General features: G+C 69.9%; 18 protein-coding genes and 1 pseudogene. 5 read left to right on the forward strand and 14 right to left on the reverse strand.

Annotated features, from left to right (window positions below):
- Nucleotides 1–43: 43 nt before the first annotated feature.
- The 9 genes from SSPN_RS57965 to infC form a co-directional block, all read right to left on the reverse strand.
- The gene (locus SSPN_RS57965; RefSeq protein WP_010313597.1) at nt 44–190 is read right to left on the reverse strand and encodes a hypothetical protein; all 147 of its coding nucleotides are present in this window, start codon (nt 188–190) and stop codon (nt 44–46) included.
- A complete protein-coding gene (locus SSPN_RS0133385) occupies nt 187–1,440 on the reverse strand; it encodes an NAD(P)/FAD-dependent oxidoreductase (RefSeq protein WP_010313599.1) in 1,254 nt (417 codons plus the stop codon). Before SSPN_RS0133385 ends, SSPN_RS57965 begins: the two co-directional genes overlap by 4 nt.
- A gap of 102 nt (nt 1,441–1,542) precedes the next feature.
- The gene (locus SSPN_RS0133390; protein WP_010313602.1) at nt 1,543–3,060 is read right to left on the reverse strand and encodes a PucR family transcriptional regulator; all 1,518 of its coding nucleotides are present in this window, start codon (nt 3,058–3,060) and stop codon (nt 1,543–1,545) included.
- A gap of 78 nt (nt 3,061–3,138) precedes the next feature.
- On the reverse strand, nt 3,139–5,631 hold the full coding sequence (gene pheT, locus SSPN_RS0133395) for a phenylalanine--tRNA ligase subunit beta (protein ID WP_010313604.1): 2,493 nt from the start codon (nt 5,629–5,631) through the stop codon (nt 3,139–3,141).
- 45 nt (nt 5,632–5,676) lie between these two features.
- A complete protein-coding gene (gene pheS / locus SSPN_RS0133400; RefSeq protein ID WP_010313607.1) occupies nt 5,677–6,738 on the reverse strand; it encodes a phenylalanine--tRNA ligase subunit alpha in 1,062 nt (353 codons plus the stop codon).
- 214 nt (nt 6,739–6,952) lie between these two features.
- Entirely contained in the window at nt 6,953–7,807 is an 855-nt protein-coding gene (locus tag SSPN_RS0133405; protein WP_083822288.1) for a TrmH family RNA methyltransferase, read from the reverse strand.
- A complete protein-coding gene (gene rplT / locus SSPN_RS0133410) occupies nt 7,804–8,172 on the reverse strand; it encodes a 50S ribosomal protein L20 (RefSeq protein ID WP_010313611.1) in 369 nt (122 codons plus the stop codon). The genes SSPN_RS0133405 and rplT overlap by 4 nt, the downstream gene beginning before the upstream one ends.
- Nucleotides 8,173–8,271: 99 nt before the next feature.
- Nucleotides 8,272–8,466, reverse strand: a complete 195-nt coding sequence (rpmI, locus tag SSPN_RS0133415) for a 50S ribosomal protein L35 (RefSeq protein ID WP_010313612.1) — start codon at nt 8,464–8,466, stop codon at nt 8,272–8,274.
- 82 nt (nt 8,467–8,548) lie between these two features.
- Nucleotides 8,549–9,088, reverse strand: coding sequence for a translation initiation factor IF-3 (infC, locus tag SSPN_RS0133420; protein ID WP_029535984.1), 540 nt, complete (start codon nt 9,086–9,088; stop codon nt 8,549–8,551).
- Nucleotides 9,089–9,437: 349 nt separating this feature from the next.
- On the opposite strand from infC, the gene SSPN_RS0133425 reads away from it, so the two are divergent.
- Nucleotides 9,438–9,767, forward strand: coding sequence for a DUF1844 domain-containing protein (locus tag SSPN_RS0133425; protein ID WP_044576482.1), 330 nt, complete (start codon nt 9,438–9,440; stop codon nt 9,765–9,767).
- Between the two features lie 12 nt (nt 9,768–9,779).
- Here the strand turns inward: SSPN_RS0133425 and SSPN_RS0133430 are convergent, their stop codons facing one another.
- The 3 genes from SSPN_RS0133430 to SSPN_RS0133450 all read right to left on the reverse strand — a co-directional run bounded on the left by SSPN_RS0133430 (nt 9,780) and on the right by SSPN_RS0133450 (nt 12,474).
- Nucleotides 9,780–10,409 carry a DUF1326 domain-containing protein gene (locus SSPN_RS0133430; protein WP_237710882.1) on the reverse strand — a complete coding sequence of 210 codons (630 nt, stop codon included), beginning with the start codon at nt 10,407–10,409 and terminating at the stop codon, nt 9,780–9,782.
- Between the two features lie 911 nt (nt 10,410–11,320).
- Nucleotides 11,321–11,707: a RidA family protein gene (locus tag SSPN_RS0133445; protein WP_010313622.1), complete on the reverse strand. Its 387-nt coding sequence runs from the start codon at nt 11,705–11,707 to the stop codon at nt 11,321–11,323.
- Complete coding sequence (locus tag SSPN_RS0133450; protein WP_029535985.1) at nt 11,707–12,474, reverse strand: IclR family transcriptional regulator; 768 nt, start codon at nt 12,472–12,474, stop codon at nt 11,707–11,709. Before SSPN_RS0133450 ends, SSPN_RS0133445 begins: the two co-directional genes overlap by 1 nt.
- 35 nt (nt 12,475–12,509) lie before the next feature.
- Between SSPN_RS0133450 and SSPN_RS60770 the strand changes: the two genes are divergently transcribed.
- The 4 genes and pseudogenes from SSPN_RS60770 to SSPN_RS47020 all read left to right on the forward strand — a co-directional run bounded on the left by SSPN_RS60770 (nt 12,510) and on the right by SSPN_RS47020 (nt 16,938).
- Nucleotides 12,510–13,055 (forward strand): type III PLP-dependent enzyme domain-containing protein, encoded by a 546-nt coding sequence (locus SSPN_RS60770; RefSeq protein WP_049887707.1) that lies wholly within the window; start codon nt 12,510–12,512, stop codon nt 13,053–13,055.
- Nucleotides 12,974–13,525 (forward strand): type III PLP-dependent enzyme domain-containing protein, encoded by a 552-nt coding sequence (locus tag SSPN_RS60775; protein ID WP_237710883.1) that lies wholly within the window; start codon nt 12,974–12,976, stop codon nt 13,523–13,525. Before SSPN_RS60770 ends, SSPN_RS60775 begins: the two co-directional genes overlap by 82 nt.
- A gap of 107 nt (nt 13,526–13,632) precedes the next feature.
- Nucleotides 13,633–14,202 (forward strand): annotated as a pseudogene (locus SSPN_RS47015) (amidohydrolase family protein); the annotation flags it as partial.
- A 282-nt stretch (nt 14,203–14,484) separates the two neighbouring features.
- Nucleotides 14,485–16,938, forward strand: coding sequence for a type 1 periplasmic-binding domain-containing protein (locus SSPN_RS47020; protein WP_010313624.1), 2,454 nt, complete (start codon nt 14,485–14,487; stop codon nt 16,936–16,938).
- 203 nt (nt 16,939–17,141) lie between these two features.
- On the opposite strand, the gene SSPN_RS0133475 is transcribed toward SSPN_RS47020, so the two are convergent.
- Both SSPN_RS0133475 and SSPN_RS0133480 read right to left on the reverse strand, forming a co-directional pair.
- Entirely contained in the window at nt 17,142–17,567 is a 426-nt protein-coding gene (locus SSPN_RS0133475; RefSeq protein WP_143539535.1) for a YhfC family intramembrane metalloprotease, read from the reverse strand.
- A gap of 98 nt (nt 17,568–17,665) precedes the next feature.
- Nucleotides 17,666–18,112 carry an SRPBCC family protein gene (locus SSPN_RS0133480; RefSeq protein WP_010313626.1) on the reverse strand — a complete coding sequence of 149 codons (447 nt, stop codon included), beginning with the start codon at nt 18,110–18,112 and terminating at the stop codon, nt 17,666–17,668.
- Nucleotides 18,113–18,198: the final 86 nt, after the last annotated feature.

Here is an 18,198-nt window from a genome sequence, read left to right on the forward strand (position 1 = left end):
AACGGGTGGCGGTTCGGGGAAAGATCCACTCCGGCCGCGCGCGTCAACGGGATTCGACCCGGCCCTGCCGCTCCAGGGCGTATTCCGTGGCGATTCGCAGCAGCATCTCCTTCTCCACTCGCAGGAGGTGGTTCTCCCTGCGGAGCCGGTCGAGTTCCGCTCGTTCCGCCGAGGTCAGGTCGGTGCTCATCGCAGCGGGTCGAACGGTCGCAGGAGCGCCGGGCGCTTGCCGGTGGCGATCTGCTCCGCCAGCAGACGGCCGGTGAGCGGCCCCAACGTCAGGCCCCACATGCCGTGGCCGCCAGCGACGTAGACGCCGGTCATCTTCGTCCGCCCGATCAGCGGTAGCCCGTCGGTCGTCACCGGTCGGCCGCCGACCCACTCGTCGTGGCGCACGTCCCAGCCGACGCCCTGCAGCAGCGGTCGCGCGGAGCGCACGATCGCCTCGATGCGGCCGCGGTCCAGCGGGTCGTCCGCCGGGCGGAACTCCATCGTTCCCGCGACCCGCAGCCCGCCCTGGTACGGCGTGCAGGCGACGCGCACCGCGGGCAGGTAGATCGGGCCGGGAACGGGCTGCTCGGTCGGGACCGTGAAGGAATAGCCGCGCCCGGCGCGCACCGGGGTGCGGACGCCCAGCGGTTTCGCCAGGCGGCTCAGCCAGGAACCGGTGGCCAGCACGACCGCCTCGGCCGACACCCGCTCCTCCTGCTCGGACTTGATGATCACCTGCTCGGCGCCGCGCAGCACGTCCCGCACCCGGAACCCGGTGCGCAGCTTGCCGCCGCGTTCGACCACCGCCTTCGCCAGGCTCCGGGTGAACTCACCCGGGTCGACGTAGCGCTGCCCTGCCACCCGGAGCACCGCCGCGATGCGCGGCGACAGCTGCGGCACGTCAACATCCGAAGTGGACAGTTCGTGGACTTCGATTTCCTGGCCGCAGCGGCGGATCTGCTCGAACTCGTGCCGCAGCTCGGCGACCTGCTCGGGCCTCTCGAACGCCGCCGTGATCGGCGCCAGCACTGTCGACGCGGACACCCCGCCCGCCGTGAGCGCGTCGAAGGCGTCCAGGCACTCCGCGTTCATCGGGACGAACGCGCGCATCGACCGCTGCCAGGCCCGGGGCGTGCACCGCCGGGCGAAACCGATGAGGAACGACCACAGCCCGGGATCCACCGAGGTCGGCACGTACAGCGGGGCATCGCGGTCGAACAGCGACCGCAGCCCGTAACGCAGCACGCCCGGCTCGGGCAGCGGGATCGAGAAACCCGGCGACAGGTAACCGGCGTTGCCCCAAGACGCACCGGCCGCCACGTCCTCGCGGTCCAGCACCGTGACCTCGACGCCGTGCTCCTGCAAGAACCAAGCGGTCGACAAGCCGACCACGCCGGCACCGACCACCACCGCCCGGCGCGGAACCCCGTCGATCCCGTCCTCACGCATGCTTCCTCCTCAAACGTCCTTGAGGTTGAGCTTGCCCGGCCCGCGCCGCCCGACCAGTGTCGGAATCACACAAATCCCGGCCGCCGGATTGGCCGGAACGGACTACACGGCGAGCGCGATGATCATCGCGAGCCTGGCGTCGGGATCGTCGAGGGCCAGCGGCGTCAGCTCGGCCATCTTCCGCATCCGGTACCGGACCGTGTTCGGGTGGACCGCCAGCCTCGCCGCCGCAGCACCCAAATCGCCCTGGCACTCCAGCCACGCGCGAAGCGTTTCGACGTAGCTGGTGCCGTGCTCGCGGTCGTGGCGGCGGAGCGCGACCACTGGGCCGCGATCCGGGGCGCGGCCGGTCGCTGCGGCGTGCCGCAGCCGCCGCAGCAGGATCTCGTGCCACGCGTCGTCGTAAACCACGGCCGGGACCCGGTCCACCCTCGTCGCATGGATCGCCAAGCTCTCGTCGGCTTCCCGCCTGCTGTCCACCAGCTCCATCGGCTCGGCCGGTCCACCCACGCCGACGAGGACAGTAGCGTCGCCGGCGAGCTCGCGGACCAGGGCTCGCGCCCAATTGCAGGCGGGCTCGGCGTCGTCGTGCGGCAGGATCGTGTAGACGGTGTTCGCGAACAGTGCGCTGCGACCGGGTCGTGACCAGCCGAAACCCGTTGTCGCACGTTCGAACGCGAGCAGCGGGACGGCCTCCGGCGCGCCGCCGACGTGCACCTGCACGGCCACCACTCGGTACCTCCGGCTGCGCAGGCCCAGGCGGCTCAGCACCGCGGCGGCGTCCGCATGCCCCTCCAGCAGGCCGATGACCAGGTCGGATTCGACCTGCCGCTCCAGGTCAGCGCTGGCCCGGGCGCGCAGTAGGTGCAGCGCGGCGGTACGAGCGCCGCTGACCAGCGCGGCCCGGTGCGCGCCGGTGAGCTCGTGCTCGGTCAGGACCCAGATCGAGCCCAGCAGTTCCTTGCCCGCCCGGACCGCCACCACGGCCCGGCCCTGCACGGACTCCGGTTCTAGCGGAGCCACGAAGATCGGCTCGTCGGAAGTCTCAAGGTGCCGGAAAGTCCCGCGCTCGACGAGCTTCCGGCGGATCTCCGCAGGCACCTGCCGCCCCAGGATCGTGGCCATCCGGGCGCGGTCGGCACTGTGCTGCCGGCTGGAATACGCGAGCACGCCGGAGCGGTGGTCCTCGATCGTCACCGGGCCGCCGACGGAGTCGGCGAGCGCGTCAGCCAGCGCGAACAGGTCGGTCGGGCCCCGCCCGGCCTCGGTTTCCCGGCCTTCCAGCACCAGCCCGTAGACGACGCCCGCGAGCTGCCCCCACGACACGGCCGGGTCGACGAGCACGACCGTCACGTCTCGTGCCCGGGCCGCCGCGAGCGCCTGCTCGTCGAGGTCAGCGCAGCGGAACACGACGACGCTGGCGTGGGCTGCCGAGAGCAGTTCCGCCGCCCCGCCCGGCTCGACGCCGACGGCGAGCAGCACGTCCTCACCGCCTGGGGCGGGATCGGCCGGGTCGTGCAGCGCCACCGAACGCAGCTCCGTCGACCTGCTCCGGGGCGGGCTGCCCAGCCGGGCCCCGAAGCCGCCGAGAACGTTGATCAACCGATCGAGCTTGACCACGGCGACTCCCTGATGGCCAAGGCCGCAATTTCCATTGAAATCGGATCTTCAATTTCAATGGAAATTGCGGCTGAACAATCACGCGCGAAGGCTGGCGCCGAGGCGTTCGGTGGCGGCGCGCACGGCCGCGTCCCGGGCCTCGGTGGCCTCCTCCTGCTTCAGGGTCCGGTCCGAAGCGCGGAACCGCAGGGCCAAGGCCAGCGACTTCTTGCCCTCGCCCACCTGCTCGCCCGCGTAGACGTCGAACAGCCGCACATCCTCCAACAGCTCGCCGCCGCCGGTGCGGACCGCGTCGACCACGTCGGCCGCGGCCACCCCGTCGTCCACCACCAAGGCGATGTCCATCAACACCGGCGGATATGCCGAGATCTGCGGTGCCGGGCGTCGGTCGGACAACGGCAGGGCGTCCAGGTCGAGCTCCATCGCGCAGGTCCGCTTCGGCAGGCCCAGCGCCTCGACGACCTTCGGGTGCAGCTCACCGGCGTGACCGACCACGGTTTCGCCGACCTTCAGCTGCGCGCACCGGCCCGGATGCCACGGCGCGAGCTCGCCCGCGGCCATGTTCAGCTCCGCCCCTGCCGCCGCGGCGACCACGCGCGCGGCCTGCACCGCGTCCGCCCAGCTCACCTCGCGGCCCTTGCCCCACCAACCGGCCTGCTCGCGCTGGCCGCCCAGCATCACGGCGACGTGCGTCGGCTGCGCCGGCAGCGATGCGTGCAGCGCGGCGATCTGCTCGTCGGTGGGACGTCCGTCGACGCCGACCTCCGGCACCGCGGGCTGGTTCTCCGCGGGCTGCACGATCTGTCCGATGTGGAACAGCGCGAGGTCGCGCTGGCCGCGAGAAATGTTGCGCTGCAAGGTTTCCGCCAGCCCCGTCAGCAGCGTCGTGGTCAGCAGCGCCCGGTCGCTCTCCAACGCGTTGAGCACCGACATGGTGCGCCGCCGCGGGTCGTCCTCGGCGAGACCGAAGGCGTCGAGCATCGCCGTGCCGACGAACGGGAACGGCAGCACCTCGACGTAGCCCTCAGCGGCGAGCGCGCGGGAGACCGCACGCTCGCGGCGCTGGAGGTCGGTGAGCCCGCGCCCGGACGGCGCGGCGGGCAGCACCGAGGGGATCGTGTGGTACCCCTCCAGGCGCAGCACTTCCTCGACCAGGTCGTACGGCTGCTTCAGGTCCGGCCGCCAGGTCGGCGGGGTCGCCGTCACCAGGCCGACGCCCGTGTCGGAGGTGCCGACCTCGATGCGGCAGCCGATCTGGCTCAGCCGCCGGGCGGTCACACCGCGCTCGTAAGACACCCCGGCGATCTTGTCCGGCAGCGCCAGCGGCATGGTCACCGGCTGGGGCTGCTTCGGCTCGCCGACGTCCGTACGACCCGGGGCGATGGTGCCGTCGCCGTAGCGGACCAGCAGCTGCGCGGCCAGTTCAGTGGCCACCGCGGCGATGGCCGGGTCCACCGACCGCTCGAACCGCTTGCCCGCCTCGCTGGGCAGCTTGTGCCGGCGGATGGCGCGGGCGATGCTGGCCGGATCCCAGTTCGCCGCCTCCAGCAGCACGTCGTGCGTGTTGTGGCTGATCTCGGTGGACTCGCCGCCCATCACCCCGGCCAGCGACACCGGGCCGGACTCGTCGGCGATCACGATGTCGTCCGGGTCCAGTTCGCGGCTCAGGCCGTCCAGGGTGGTCAGCTTCTCGCCCTGCTCGGCGCGGCGCACCACCAGGTCGCCGGTCAGCTTCGTGGTGTCGAACGCGTGCAGCGGCTGGCCGAGTTCGAGCATCACGTAGTTGGTGACGTCCACGGCCAGCGAGATGGAGCGGATGCCGGCCAGCGCCAGGCGGCGGCGCAGCCACCACGGGCTCGGCGCGGTCGGGTCGACGCCGGTGACCCGGCGCAGCACGAACCGCCGGCAGGCGCTCGGGTCGCGCAGCTCCACGCGGCGCGACGGCCGGTCGTCCGCCGGGACCGGGCGGGTGCCCGGGTCGCCGAACGGCACGTCCAGCGCGTTGGACAGCTCGCGGGCCAGTCCGCGCACCGAGAAGCAGTAGCCGCGGTCCGGGGTGATGGACAGCTCGATGATCGAGTCTTCCAGCCCCACCAGCTCGACCGCGTCATCGCCGGGGTCGGCAGAGCCGGACGGCAGCACCAAGATGCCGTCGTGGTCTTCGCCGATGCCCAGCTCCTTGGCCGAGCAGATCATGCCCTCGCTGACCTTGCCGTAGGTCTTGCGCGAGGTGATCTCGAAGTCGCCGGGCAGCACCGCACCGGGCAGCGCGACCACGACCAGGTCGCCCTCCTGGAAGTTGCGGGCGCCGCAGATGATGCCCTGCACGCGCTGCTCGCCGGTCTCGGTCTCGCCGACCTCGACCTGGCAGAACCGGATCGGCTTCTTGAACTCGGTGAGTTCCTCGATCTCGGCGACACGACCGGCCACGAGCGGCCCGCGCACCTGGGTCAGGTGGGCGACCTCCTCGACCTCCAACCCGATCCGGACGAACGCTTCGGCCAGCGTCTCCGCGGTCGTCTCCTCGGGCAGCTCAAGGTGCTCGGCCAACCAGGAAACCGGAATCCGCACTTGGTCAGGCCTCTCTCTCGTTCAGGTGGGTGGTGTCAGTGGGCATCAGATGCCGAACGGCTGGGTGAACCGGACGTCGCCCTCGACCATGTCGCGCATGTCGGGGATGCCGTTGCGGAACATCAGCGTGCGCTCCAGGCCCATGCCGAAGGCGAAGCCCGTGTAGACCTCGGGGTCGACGCCGCAGGCGCGCAGCACGTTCGGGTTGACCATGCCGCAGCCGCCCCACTCGACCCAGCCGGCGCCGCCCTTCTTCTCCGGGAACCACACGTCCATCTCGGCCGACGGCTCGGTGAACGGGAAGTACGACGGCCGCAGCCGGGTCTTGGATTCCGGGCCGAACATCGACCGGGCGAACGCGTCCAGTGTGCCCTTCAGGTGCGCCATGCTCAGGCCCTTGTCCACCGCCAGGCCCTCGACCTGCGAGAACACCGGGGTGTGGGTGGCGTCCAGCTCGTCGGTGCGGAAGGTGCGGCCCGGGCAGACCACGTACACCGGCAGCTCGCGGTCCAGCAGTGCGCGGACCTGCGACGGTGAGGTGTGAGTGCGCAGCACCAGCCCGGAGTTCTCCGGGGCCACATAGAAGGTGTCCTGCATGGTGCGCGCCGGGTGGTCCTTGCCGAAGTTCAGCGCGTCGAAGTTGAACCACTCGGCTTCTAGCTCGGGGCCCTCGGCGACCTCCCAGCCCATCGCCACGAAGGTGTCCTCGATGTCCTCGGCAAGCTGGGTGATCGGGTGGCGCGCACCAGCCGAAACCCGGTCCCAGGGCAGCGTGACGTCGACCGTCTCTTCGCGCAGCACCCGCTCGTCGCGCTCGGCCTGCAGGGCGGCGCGGCGCTCGTCGAAGGCGCTCTGGATGGCCTCGCGGGCCTCGTTGACGCGCTTGCCCGCCTCCGAGCGCGCCTTCGGCGGCAGCGCGCCGATCTCCCGGCGCGCGGTCAGCAGCGGCGAGCGGTCACCGAGGTGCGCGGGCTTGACGACGGCCAGCGCGTCGAGGTCGGTGGCCGTGGCGAAGGCTTTGCTGGCCTCGACCACCGCGCGGTCCAGCGTCTCCGGCGACAGCGCGGCGACCTCTTTCGGGTCGTACGGGTCGTTGGCTCCAGACATCGTTAGTGCGTGACTCCCGTTGATCCGACAGGCATCGGTGCCCGATCCGTGAGCGGCAGTTGCTCAGGTCGGCGAACCTGCTCGTTGGCATACGACTCAAGCCGCAAGCTAGCCCCCAGAGTCTATGCGACGAGCCCAACCGCTTTTCGCCGAGATCCGGTGATGGGCCACTCCCCCGAGCTGCGCCGGTCGCCGATTTCACGCGAAATCGCCATCACTGGCGGTGCTGGGCGCGGGCTGAGGCGTAGAGGCAAACCGCTGCGGCGGTGGCGAGGTTGAGGCTTTCGGCGCGCCCGTAGAGCGGGACTCGGAGCGTGGTGTCCAGTTCCGATTTCACCTCATCCGGTAGCCCGTGGGCTTCACCGCCGAACACCCACGCCGTGGGCTCGGCGAGCTCGCCGCCGCGGTCGGCCGTGTCGAGGTCGCCGGTGGCGTAGCCGTCGGCGCCGACCAGGCGGAGCCCGGCCGCGCGGCAGGCGGAAAGCACGGCGGCGACGTCGCGGTCACGCGCGACGGGCAGGTGGAAGAGGCTTCCGGTGGACGCCCGCACCGCCTTGCCGTTGTAGGCGTCGACGGTGTCGCCGGCGAACAGCACCGCACCGGCACCGGCCGCGTCGGCGACCCGGACCACGGTTCCCGCGTTGCCCGGATCGGCCACGCCGACCAGCACCGCGACCAGCTTCGGGCGCGCGGTGAGCGCGGCGGACAGCGTTGTGTCCGGCAGGTCGCAGACCGCGACCAGGCCTTGCGGGGTCACCGTCTCCGACAGCGACGCCGCGGCCCGCTCGGTGACCAGGTGGACCGGCACCGACTCGGCACGGGCCCGGTCCAGGAACTCGGCGTGCCGGGATTGCTCGGTGGCGAAGACGTCGCGCACCCGTAGCACCCCGTCGGCGTGCGCGGTGAGCGCCTCGCCCACCGCCTGGGCGCCTTCGGCGAGGAACGCCCCGGCCTTCTCCCGGCCGGCGCGGCGGGTGAGCTTGCGAGCGACCGCGACCCGGGACGATCGCTCCGTGAGCGGAGTCGTCGTCCCGGGTCGCGGCGCAGCGGAGGGGCCTTCGGTGGTCAGGCCGCACTCTCCGGCAGGTTCTTGCGAGCCACCTCGACCAGCGCGGCGAAGGCCTGCGGGTCGTTGACCGCGAGCTCGGCCAGGATCTTCCGGTCGACCTCGACCTCGGCGGCCTTCAGGCCCTGCACGAACCGGTTGTAGCTCAGGCCGTGCTGCCGGGTCGCGGCGTTGATGCGGGTGATCCACAGCTTCCGGAAGTCACCCTTGCGGGCCCGCCGGTCGCGGTAGGCGTAGGTCATCGAGTGGAGCATCTGCTCCTTGGCCTTGCGGTACAGCCGGGAGCGCTGACCGCGGTAGCCGCGGGCCGACTCGAGAATGGTGCGGCGCTTCTTATGGGCGTTGACTGCCCGCTTGACGCGTGCCACGGGGTCCGTCCTGTTATCTCATCGGGGGCGGGGAACCGCCCGTGCGGGTTGCTGGAACTGCGTTGCTGACCTGCTGCTTCGGGCGCAGCGGGTCGGGGTTCAGCGACCCAGCAGTCGGTTGATGCGCTTGACGTCGGCCTTGGCCACCGCTTCGGTGCCCTCTAGCCGGCGGGTGACACGGCTGGACTTCTTCTCCAGGATGTGCCGACGACCGGCCTGCTCGCGCCGCAGCTTGCCCGTGCCGGTCACCTTGAAGCGCTTCGAGGTGCCCTTGTGGGTCTTGTTCTTCGGCATCTTCTCGTCCTCGTTTCGTACTGATGCCGGGCGGGGCGCGGACTGCGTCCCGGCCCGGCGTCACATCACGAGCCCTGCGGCCTTAAGCGTTCGCCTTGGGCTTGGTCTTGTTCGTCTTGTGCGGCGCAAGAACCATGATCATGTTGCGACCGTCCTGCTTCGGGTTCGCCTCGATGAACCCGAGCTCGGACACGTCGTCGGCCAGTCGCTGCAGCAGGCGGAAGCCCAACTCGGGACGCGACTGCTCACGACCGCGGAACATGATCGTCACCTTGACCTTGTGACCCTGGTTGAGGAAGCGGGACACGTGGCCCTTCTTCGTCTCGTAGTCGTGCGGGTCGATCTTCGGCCGGAGCTTCTGCTCCTTGATGACGGTCTGCTGCTGGTTGCGACGCGATTCGCGAGCCTTCTGCGCGCTCTCGTACTTGAACTTGCCGTAGTCCATGAGCTTGCAGACCGGCGGGCGCGCCTGCGGGGCGACCTCGACAAGGTCCAGATCCGCTTCCTGGGCAAGCCGGAGCGCGTCCTCGATGCGGACGATCCCGACCTGTTCACCGTTCGGTCCGACCAACCGGACCTCCGGAACCCGGATGCGGTCGTTGATGCGCGTCTCGGAGCTGATGGGCCCTCCTCGGTTCGATGGCTGTAGTTGACTGCACCGCGGCGCGTAGAGCTCACCCCGGAATGCAGAGGTCCCGTCGTTCCGCCTGCGCGGACCGCGGGACCCTGACTCCATACCGATCGAACCGGTACCGCAATACCGTTCGTGCCACCGACGGCTCGCACCGTCGGCAGGACCGGGACCCGGAAGCCTGTGGCGGCTACTCGGGTGGGAGCGGGACTCCACTTTGCCGCCCCCGCTAGAGCAGGGGCTGGTCGTGCGTGTCAGGGTAGCAGGCGTGACCGAACCGCAGCCAACCGCGCCCCCGACCACGTCCGACCTGCCGGGTGAGCAGGCGCACGACGCAGACATGGAACTCAACGTCCGCGAGCTCGCCGATGTTCCCAGCGTCGAGGTGATCAGCCGCGCGGCGGTCATGTTGATGTCCGCGGCGGCGGAGAAGCTGGGGCTGGCCGCCGACGACCCGGACACCGCGACGGAGCGCGACCTGGACGAGGCGCGCCGGTTGATCACCGCGCTGGCCGGGCTGGTCACCGCCTCCGTCGAGTACCTCGGGCCGCACGCTGGTCCGGTCCGCGACGGTCTGCAGACGCTGCAGCGCGCGTTCCGCGAGGCCTCCACCCACCCGGACGCACCGGGGCAGGGCCCGGGCGAGAAGTACACCGGCCCCGTCTACTGATCCCCGAGCGGGTCATGCCGCACCCGGTCCCGTCCAGTCGAACGGGATGTGCGCGCTGGAGTTGCCCACCCGCTCCCAGCTGAAGCCGAACGCGTCGGCCCGGTCGAGAGTCGTCCGCCCCCAGGTCGCGGGCGGCTGACCGGGGCCGACCTCCGCGCCCGGCAGGTTGTGCACCTGGACCCGGACGCCCTCGGCGGAAGTTGGACCGGTGAGCGCTTCGACGGTCGCCTCCGCGTATCCGGGGAGCCGGACGCTCCAGCCGGCCAGGTCGTCGGCGATGCGGACCTCGATCGGGCTCGACTCCACGGCCGCGATCTCCGGCCGGAGCATCTCGACGAACCGCTGCGGCCAACCTCCGGCCCGCCCGGTGAAGATCACCCGAAGTGCCGCGAGTTGTGCCTCGCCGCCGCGCTCGTCGAAGAAGAACGCGGCGCGCGCATCGTGGTGCTCCCCCGTCCAGACGTTCCCGGCGTAGGAAACCAGCATCGCGACGTTGAGGCCGCTGAGCCCCAGGTCGCCGTAGTCCCCGGTTCGGATGTGCCACAGCCGGATGCCGTCGCAGTCGCCGTAGGTCGGCGGCTGCGCGAAAGAGCACGGGCACGGGATCTCGCACTTGCACGTGTCGAACCAGTAGCCCGCCACATGCCATTTCGCAACGCCCGGCACACCCACATCAGCCCTCCGGAAGCGGATCGGCTCGTGCTAGGCGCCAGGATCCCCGTTCCGCGGAAAAACCGGCACGGCCGAAAGACCCGCGCAACCAAAGACATTGCACCCACGCAATGCACAGTGGACAGTCAGTACCCGAAACCGTTGCCCCGCTGAAAGATCTTGACCACGAGTCAGGACCCTTAGCTACGGCGATCTTCATGCAGGCGAATTGCGCACGAACGTACCGCATGCACCCGGACGACATTCAGCAAGAAGAAACGCCACCGGCAGTTCATTCCGTTCACCGGCCAGAAACTTCGCGCGAAGAAGATTTCACGCCGGAAGGCCCCGGTCCGACTACCATCTTCATTTTCGTCTACTGTGGACACAAAGAACACACCGACGAGAACGCGGCTCTGATCATCCGTGATCGGGGATTGAGCACCGCAGGTCGGTACCAGCGTTGGCGCGGGACTGGGTCGGGGTGTTCGCGGTGCCGGGCGCGATCACGATCATCGGCCCGATCCTCCCCCTCTTCGCAAGCCGCCGATCCTGATCCGATGAGGGGCGTAGGGCACCTACCACCGATTTGGCCGCAAACGATTTGGCCTGTTTGTCGTGGGCCGGCGCATGGCAGGCGCACCGCGCTGACCAGCGTCGTCGGCAATGCCATCGGGTGCTGCCTGGTGGCCGTCGCGGTAGCGCTGGGCGTCGGCGCGGTGGTGGTGGCGTCCCGGTGCAGATGCTGCTGCTCGGGCTCATCCCGATCGCCAGCGCGCCGGTCCCGGACAGCATGTGCGGCCTGTCCGCGGCCGAAATCGCCCTTGAGTGACGTTCCGCCGCCTGCTCCACACGTCACGTGCATTTGTCACCGGTGGCATCGGGCAAGCGGAACATTCGAATCAGTCGAGGACCGCGAGGGCGTCGATCTCGACGAGGAGGCCGGCGGGGAGGCCTACGTAGACCGTGGTGCGGGCCGGGAAGGGTGCACCGACGACGCGGGCGTAGGTCTCGTTCATCTCCGCGAACTGCGAGGTGTCCGTCAGGTACACCCGCAGCATCAGCACGTCCTCGAGCGAACCGCCCTCGGCCGCCAGGATCGCGATGACGTTGCGCAGGCACTGCTCGGTCTGCTCGGCGACGCCGCCCTCGACGACCTTGCCGGTCTCCGGGCTCACGGCGGTCTGTCCCGAGACCTGTAGGATGTTGCCCTTGCGAACGCCCTGCGACAGCGGGATGTTCGCGGCCGGCTTCGGGGCCTTGTCGGTGCTGACCACGGTCCTGGCCATCAGACTTCCTTTCCTCTAGGGTTTTCCGGCTGCCACCCCAGCTCGGCGGAAACCCCGCCGGCGGCGCGCAGCACGTCGTCGGCGAGGCCGAGCAGCCCGTCGAAGTCCAGCAGTACCTTCGGCACCGAAAGCGACAGGGCCGCGACGACCTCGCCCCGGTGGTTGCGGATCGGCGCGCCGACGCAGTGGATGAAGTCCTCGTGCTCGCTGCGGTCCACCGCGTAGCCCTGGGTGCGCACCCGATCCAGTTCGGCCAGGAACCGCTCGGCCGAATCGATGGTGTTGGTGGTCAGCTTCGGATAGTTGAGCTGTTCGGCGAACCGGCGGCGCTGCTGCGTCGGCCAGCCGGCCACCAGCACCTTGCCCACCGCCGTGCAGTGCACCGGCACGCGGCGGCCGATGCGGGAGTACATCCGCACCGGGTGCTGGCTGTCCACTTTGTCGATGTAGACGACCTGATCGTCTTCGAGGGTCGCCAGGTGCACGGTGTGCCCGCTGATCTCCCCCAGCGCCACCAGGTGTTGCCGGGCCACGCCGCGCACATCGAGGTCTTCCAGCGCTTGGTGGGCGAGGTCGAACAAGGTGCTGCCGAGGCGGTAGTGGTGCACGTCCTCGCGGCGCACGAAGCGGCCCGCCTCAAGGGTGCGCAGCAGGCGCATCGCGGTTGATTTGTGCACGCCCAGGCGTTGCGCGAGCTGGTCGAGCGTCTGCGGCCCGGCGGCCAGCGCGGTCAGCACCGTCAGACCGCGTTCCAAGCTCTGGCTCACCGGCCACTCCATCCGTTGACGCGTCGCGCGGGCTGATGGTACACACCAATCCGGCATTCTACGCAACCGATGTTGCATTTTACGCAATACCGGCTACCGGTTCGTGGGGCATCACCGCGGCGAACGTCAGCCAGCTGCGGGTTTACCGCGCCTTCGGCGTCGAGCGGATCATGCTCGCCAACCAACTGCTGGACCCCAGCGGGCTGGCCTGGCTGGCCGACGAACTGGACGCCAACCCCGAATTCGAGTTCAGCTGCTTCGTGGACTCGGTGCGCGGAGCGCAGCTGATGGCCGAGGCACTGGCCCACCACGGCGCGTCCCGGCAGGTCGACGTGCTGGTCGAGCTCGGCAGCGACGGCGCCCGGCCCGGTGCGCGCACGATCGCCGAGGCGCGCGAGATCGCCGACCTGGTGCTGGAAAGCCCGATGCTGCGACTGGTCGGGTCGGCGGCTACGAGGGCGCGCTGGGGCACGACGTCAGCGAGCAGTCGCTGTCCGCTGTGGACAGATACCTGGGGCGGTTGCGCGACCTCGTGGCGGAACTGGCCCAGGCGGGCCACTTCTCGGGCCTGGACGAGGTGATCGTCACCTGCGGCGGCAGCGCGTACTTCGACCAGGTCGCCGAGGCGTTCACCGAGCCGTGGCCGGCCGGGCTGCCGGTCGTGCCGGTGCTGCGCAGCGGCGGATACCTGCTGCACGACGACGGTTTCTACCGGGTCCGCTCGCCGTTCGGCCGCGAGCACCGGCTGGCGGGCGCGGAATCGCCGTTCCGCCCCGCGATGCGGGTGTGGGCGCAGGTCACCTCCCGGCCTGAGCGGGGCCTGGCGCTGCTGACCGTGGGCCGCCGGGACGTGTCGTTCGACCAAGACCTGCCGGAACCGCAGGTGATCCGCGGCGCGGAGGGCGAGATCCGGGAGCTGGCCGCCGGTTCGTGCGAGGTGACGTCGCTGGCCGACCAGCACACGCTCCTGACCATGCGGTACACCGATCCGCAGATCGGCGACTGGATCGGCTTTGGCCTCTCCCATCCCTGCACGGTTTTCGACAAGTGACCCCTGATCCCGGTCATCGACGACGACACCGTGATCGACCTGGAGCGCACGTTCTTCTAATTGGGACGACCGCTGCGCAAGAACTCCTAGCACGGGGAGGTTCCGGCATGGAGATCGTGGTCCACGGGGCGAGCGTCGTCGACGGAGACGGCGGGCCTGGCTACCGCGCCGACGTCGGGATCGAGCGCGGGCGGATCGCCGAGATCGCCGAACCCGCACAGTTGAGCGGAAAACGCGCGATCGACGCCGACGGCCTAGTGCTCGCGCCCGGTTTCATCGACATGCACGCACACTCCGACCTGCAGATCCTTGCCGCACCCGACCACACGGCGAAGGTGTCGCAGGGCGTGACGCTGGAGGTCATCGGACAGGACGGGTTGTCGTACGCCCGGTAACCGACGCCACGCTGGTCACCGTGCGCACCCAGATCGCGGGCTGGAACGATGATCCGCCGGGGTTCGACTGGAACTGGCGCAGCGGTCGCGGAATACCTCGACCGGCTCGACACCGGCATCGCCGCCAACGCCGCCTACGTCGTGCCCCAGGGCACCCTGCGGTTGTTGTGCGTCGGCTACGACGACCGGGCGGCGACCGGAGCCGAGCACGACCGGATGCGGGATCTTGGCCCTGGAGCAGCCGCGACCGCGGCTTCGCGGACGTCCGGCGCCGCCTGGTCGACCACCACCTGCCCCGGCTGGATGCCTTCGGCGTCGAGTACCGCCCGCTCGGGGCCCGCACCCGTGGCAAACCCGCCCCGGCGTACCCGGCCGACCGAGGTAGCCGGGGCCGCGGGGAAAACCCTTGAAACAGGTGTGAATCCGCCATCCCGCCCGGTAACGTCGCATTGAATGATCGATCAGTCACCGGGGGTGAAGATGACGGAAGCATCGGTGGGCCAGGGAGTTCCGGTCTCCCAGCTTCCATCGGGCCTCGGCCGGCGGTGGATCAGGCGACGTCGCGTGGAGAAGATCCCGGATCAGCCGATCGTCCACCTGCTGCGCGACAGCGACTCCGGTGCCCTCGTCGATCAGCTCTCCGACCACCTCGGAACCGTCGTGCCGCACGTGAGGCTGGACGTCGGCGGGACGCCCGCCGAAACCCCACGGCAGAAGTCGGTGCAGATCCGGGAGCTGCTGGACAAAGCGGCCCAAGGGCTGCGCGACGCCGATTCGTGGCCGCGGATCGGCCGGCTGCGTTTCCGCCGCTACGCGCTGCTGAGCTGGCTGCTGAAGAAGAACTTGCCACCGACGAACCTGGCCCAGGCCCCGCATTCGCACACCCGGCAGCTGCTGCGCGAATACCTCCGAAGCCGCCGACCCCGGCGAGACAGGCAACAGCCCCAGCAGGAAGCCGCGCTCTGGGAGTCGGCCGCCCAGAGCCTGCCCTGGTATCTCTTCGCGCTTTCGCTGACGTTCTTCCCGCTCTACTACGCGTGGTGGGTGCGCCAGGGCCGCGTCGCCCGCTGGTTCATGCGGCAGCGCTACCTGTCCCCGCGCGAATCGGCGGACTTCCCCAGCTTCGCCCAGCGCCTGATCACCACGCCATCGCGCTGGGAGAACGCCGAACAGGTGCGGAAACTCCTGGTGCACGCGTTCCTGACCGACCTGGCCGAGTCGTACACCAGGAGGCTGTGGCGGTGGCAGTGGGTGCCCAAGGACTGCTACCCGGTGCTGCTGCTGCGCAACCTCGGGGATGAGACCGCCGGCAAGGTCCTGGTGCGGCTCATCAACGACGTCCGCAACGAGACCGGCGTCCCCGACCCGCTGCTGGTGATCGGCAGCGGCGCGCAGCCGCTACAGGACAGCGAGACGCCCAGCGCACCGGTCACCCTCGAAACCTGGCCGGAGACCCTGCAGGAAGCGCGGCGCAAGCGCTCGAACACCGCCTGGTACGTGACGCTGCGGGTGGCCGACGAGCCGCATTCGGCGGACGACGAACCCGGTGTCTCGCTGGGCCAGACGAGCCTGCCGCTGAAGCGCTCGAAGCTGCTGCGGCGCATCCCGATCCTGCTGGTGGTCCTGCTGGTCCTCGGCGGCGGCGCCGTCTACCTCCAGCAGTACCAGCAGCACTGCGGCCGGAGTTGGTGGCCGTGGACGAACACCGATCTGTGGTCGGCTGGCGACGAATGCGTCGGTATCGCCGACCCCGGTTACCACTTCTCCAGTGACATCAAGGATGAGAACCTGCGCAATCGGCTCATCAACGCGCAGCAGGCGATCGAGGGCGAAAACGACCTGGCGGAGGGCAAGAACCGGGTGGACCAGGACCAGCCGCTGCCCTACATCTCGATCGTCTACTTCAGCACGCTCACCGGCAAGGACCCCGATTCGTCGACTCTGGACGGAGTCGCCGCCGAGTTGGAGGGCTTGGCGAAAGCGCAGGAGAAGGCGCGGATGGACGGCGGCGTGGCGATCCGGGTCGTGCTCGCCAACGGCGGCGCCTCGATGAGCCACGCTCCCGACGTCGCCGAGCGCATCGTCGAATACGCCAAGGGCACGTCGCCGGGGGAACCGCCCGTGGTGGCGGTCGTCGGGTTGGGCGGCAGCTGGGACGGGACCGCGAAGGCGATCAGCACGCTGGGGCACAGCGGGCTGGCCATGATCGGCACGGTGACCTCGGCCGACGTCTTCCCCAAGCTGAGCAGGCTCTACCACCAGGTGGGTCCGACCAACCTCTGGGAGTCCCAGGTCGTCGCGCAACACGTGCGCAACATCGGCGTCCACGACGTCACCGTGTACTACGAGGAAGGCGACCTCTACAGCAAGAACCTGGCCGAGGACATCGGGGCGCAGCTGGGTGATTCGGCGCGGTTGGTGGACCCGCAGCGCTCCAACCCCTCCGACGCCGTGCGGTGCAGTCCCGATTCGCTGGTCTTCTTCTCCGGAAGGGCGGACCAGTTCGGGAAGTACCTGAACACGGTGCAGGACAAGTGCGTCGACCCCGAGATGCGGCCGCGCCTGATGGCCGGGGACGACACGACGAAGTTCCTCCTCGACCGTCAGCTGCCGCCCGGCGTCCAGCTGGACTACATCGACTTCACCGGCCTGCGCGTGCAAGAAGGCACCGACGGCCTGGTGGGGCGGGGACTGCTCGCGTTCGACGCGGTCGACCTCGTCCGGCAGGCGGTGCGGAAGGTGACCGACGGGCAGGTGGAGGTCGACACGACGCCGCTGAACGGCCAAGCCGTCTGGTATGGGATCGCCCGGCTCGGCGAGAACCAGGGCGGTATCCGCGCGAACAGCGGCCCCATCGACTTCGGCGCCCCGGCCGGACAGGTCCCGGTCCGCAAGGCGATCTCGGTGATGCGAGTCGTGGAGGCGGGCTCGGACGGCGCTCAGCCCAACGACCGGAAGCCCGTGCTCGTAATGCACTGCGGGAACACCCCACGCCAAACCGGCCAATGCCCCCCGTGATCGCCCAGAAGCGGCGAAAGGCACCTTTGAACAACGAGGTTGCTCAAAGGTGCCTTTCAGGCCGCAGCCCTATGGGGCGAGGCAGCCGGTCAAGTCGGCCGGGGCGACCGCTGTCACGGCCTCCGACGCACATGTGACGAGGGCCACGGGGTCTACCACCGCACTTGCAGGTGCTGCCGCAGCAGCCATCACCAGGCCACTCATCAGGAACGCGGCCGCAGCGCGACGCAACATGAAGCCTCCTCTGGGGGAGAACTCGAATCCCGACCGATCCGAATAAGCCAGGGAATCCGGGCATTCGCCGCACGAGTAACCGGAATGAGCGTCACCCACCACGACTTGAGCGGGCGACCAACCGACCGAAGGCTGCGAACAGGCCCCGAGCGCCAGCAGCCCCCGGCGACGCCCTGCAAGCCGAACGTGACGAGGTCGACCACGAAGTGGGCGGCCACCGGGACCGGCAGGAACAGCGCGGATCTGCGGTAGGCAAGCACGATGAGCGCGGCGAAGCCGACGGGGCAGGCGACGGCGATGGGCCGCTCGACCCGGGGGAGCAGGGACGTCCACCACGGACTGCCCGACAACCGCTCGGCCGCCCCGGACGGCAACTCCTGCGGCAGCAGCCACACGACCACCATCCCCAAGGCTTATTGCAGTCCGAACAGGACGGACGCCGCGCCGCCGTGCCCGACCCCGGCGGCGAGCGCGCCGGCTGCCGTCGGGCAGGTCAGCCGTGCTCGCCCTCCAGGTATGCCTTGAGGCGCTGCAGGGTGGCGTCGATCGACCGCTGGTTCTGCTTGGGCAAGCCGGTGCGGGCCAACAGCTTCGGCATCATCGCGGTGTAGTCGTAGGTCTCGGTGACCCTGGTCGCCGAGTCGCCCTCCGGCGCCAGCTCGTACCGCCACCGGCCGGGCAGCATGTGCCGCCACGCGATCAGCCGGTTCTCCTCGTACTCCACGACGGTGTTGGTGATCCGGTAGCCGACGCCCCTGCGCATCCGCATCCCGAACTTGGATCCGAGCACCAGCCGCTGCGGGCCGCTCATCTCCCCCTGCACCGTGCCGGAACCGTCGATGACCGAATGCTTGCGCGGATCCGCCAGCACCGCGAACACCGCCTCCGGCGGAGCCTGCACGACCACGCTGCCCGAAACCGAGAACTCGTTCTGCACCATGCCGCCGAACGTAATCGCCCCGGATAACGAACCCGAAACAGCAAACGGGGGCAACCTCGGCCAGCACGCCGAAACGGCCTTACCAC

The organism is Saccharopolyspora spinosa NRRL 18395 (genome assembly GCF_000194155.1).
In the GTDB taxonomy this organism is placed as follows: domain Bacteria; phylum Actinomycetota; class Actinomycetes; order Mycobacteriales; family Pseudonocardiaceae; genus Saccharopolyspora; species Saccharopolyspora spinosa.

Excerpts from the sequence above, each read along its gene's own strand:
- SSPN_RS0133445 (WP_010313622.1), bottom strand. The coding sequence starts at position 11,707 with ATGGCCAGGACCGTGGTCAGCACCGACAAGGCCCCGAAGCCGGCCGCG.
- SSPN_RS60770 (WP_049887707.1), top strand. The coding sequence starts at position 12,510 with ATGGTACACACCAATCCGGCATTCTACGCAACCGATGTTGCATTTTAC.
- SSPN_RS57965 (WP_010313597.1), bottom strand. The coding sequence starts at position 190 with ATGAGCACCGACCTGACCTCGGCGGAACGAGCGGAACTCGACCGGCTC.
- rpmI (WP_010313612.1), bottom strand. The coding sequence starts at position 8,466 with ATGCCGAAGAACAAGACCCACAAGGGCACCTCGAAGCGCTTCAAGGTG.
- SSPN_RS0133480 (WP_010313626.1), bottom strand. The coding sequence starts at position 18,112 with ATGGTGCAGAACGAGTTCTCGGTTTCGGGCAGCGTGGTCGTGCAGGCT.
- SSPN_RS0133385 (WP_010313599.1), bottom strand. The coding sequence starts at position 1,440 with ATGCGTGAGGACGGGATCGACGGGGTTCCGCGCCGGGCGGTGGTGGTC.
- pheS (WP_010313607.1), bottom strand. The coding sequence starts at position 6,738 with ATGTCTGGAGCCAACGACCCGTACGACCCGAAAGAGGTCGCCGCGCTG.
- SSPN_RS0133425 (WP_044576482.1), top strand. The coding sequence starts at position 9,438 with ATGGAACTCAACGTCCGCGAGCTCGCCGATGTTCCCAGCGTCGAGGTG.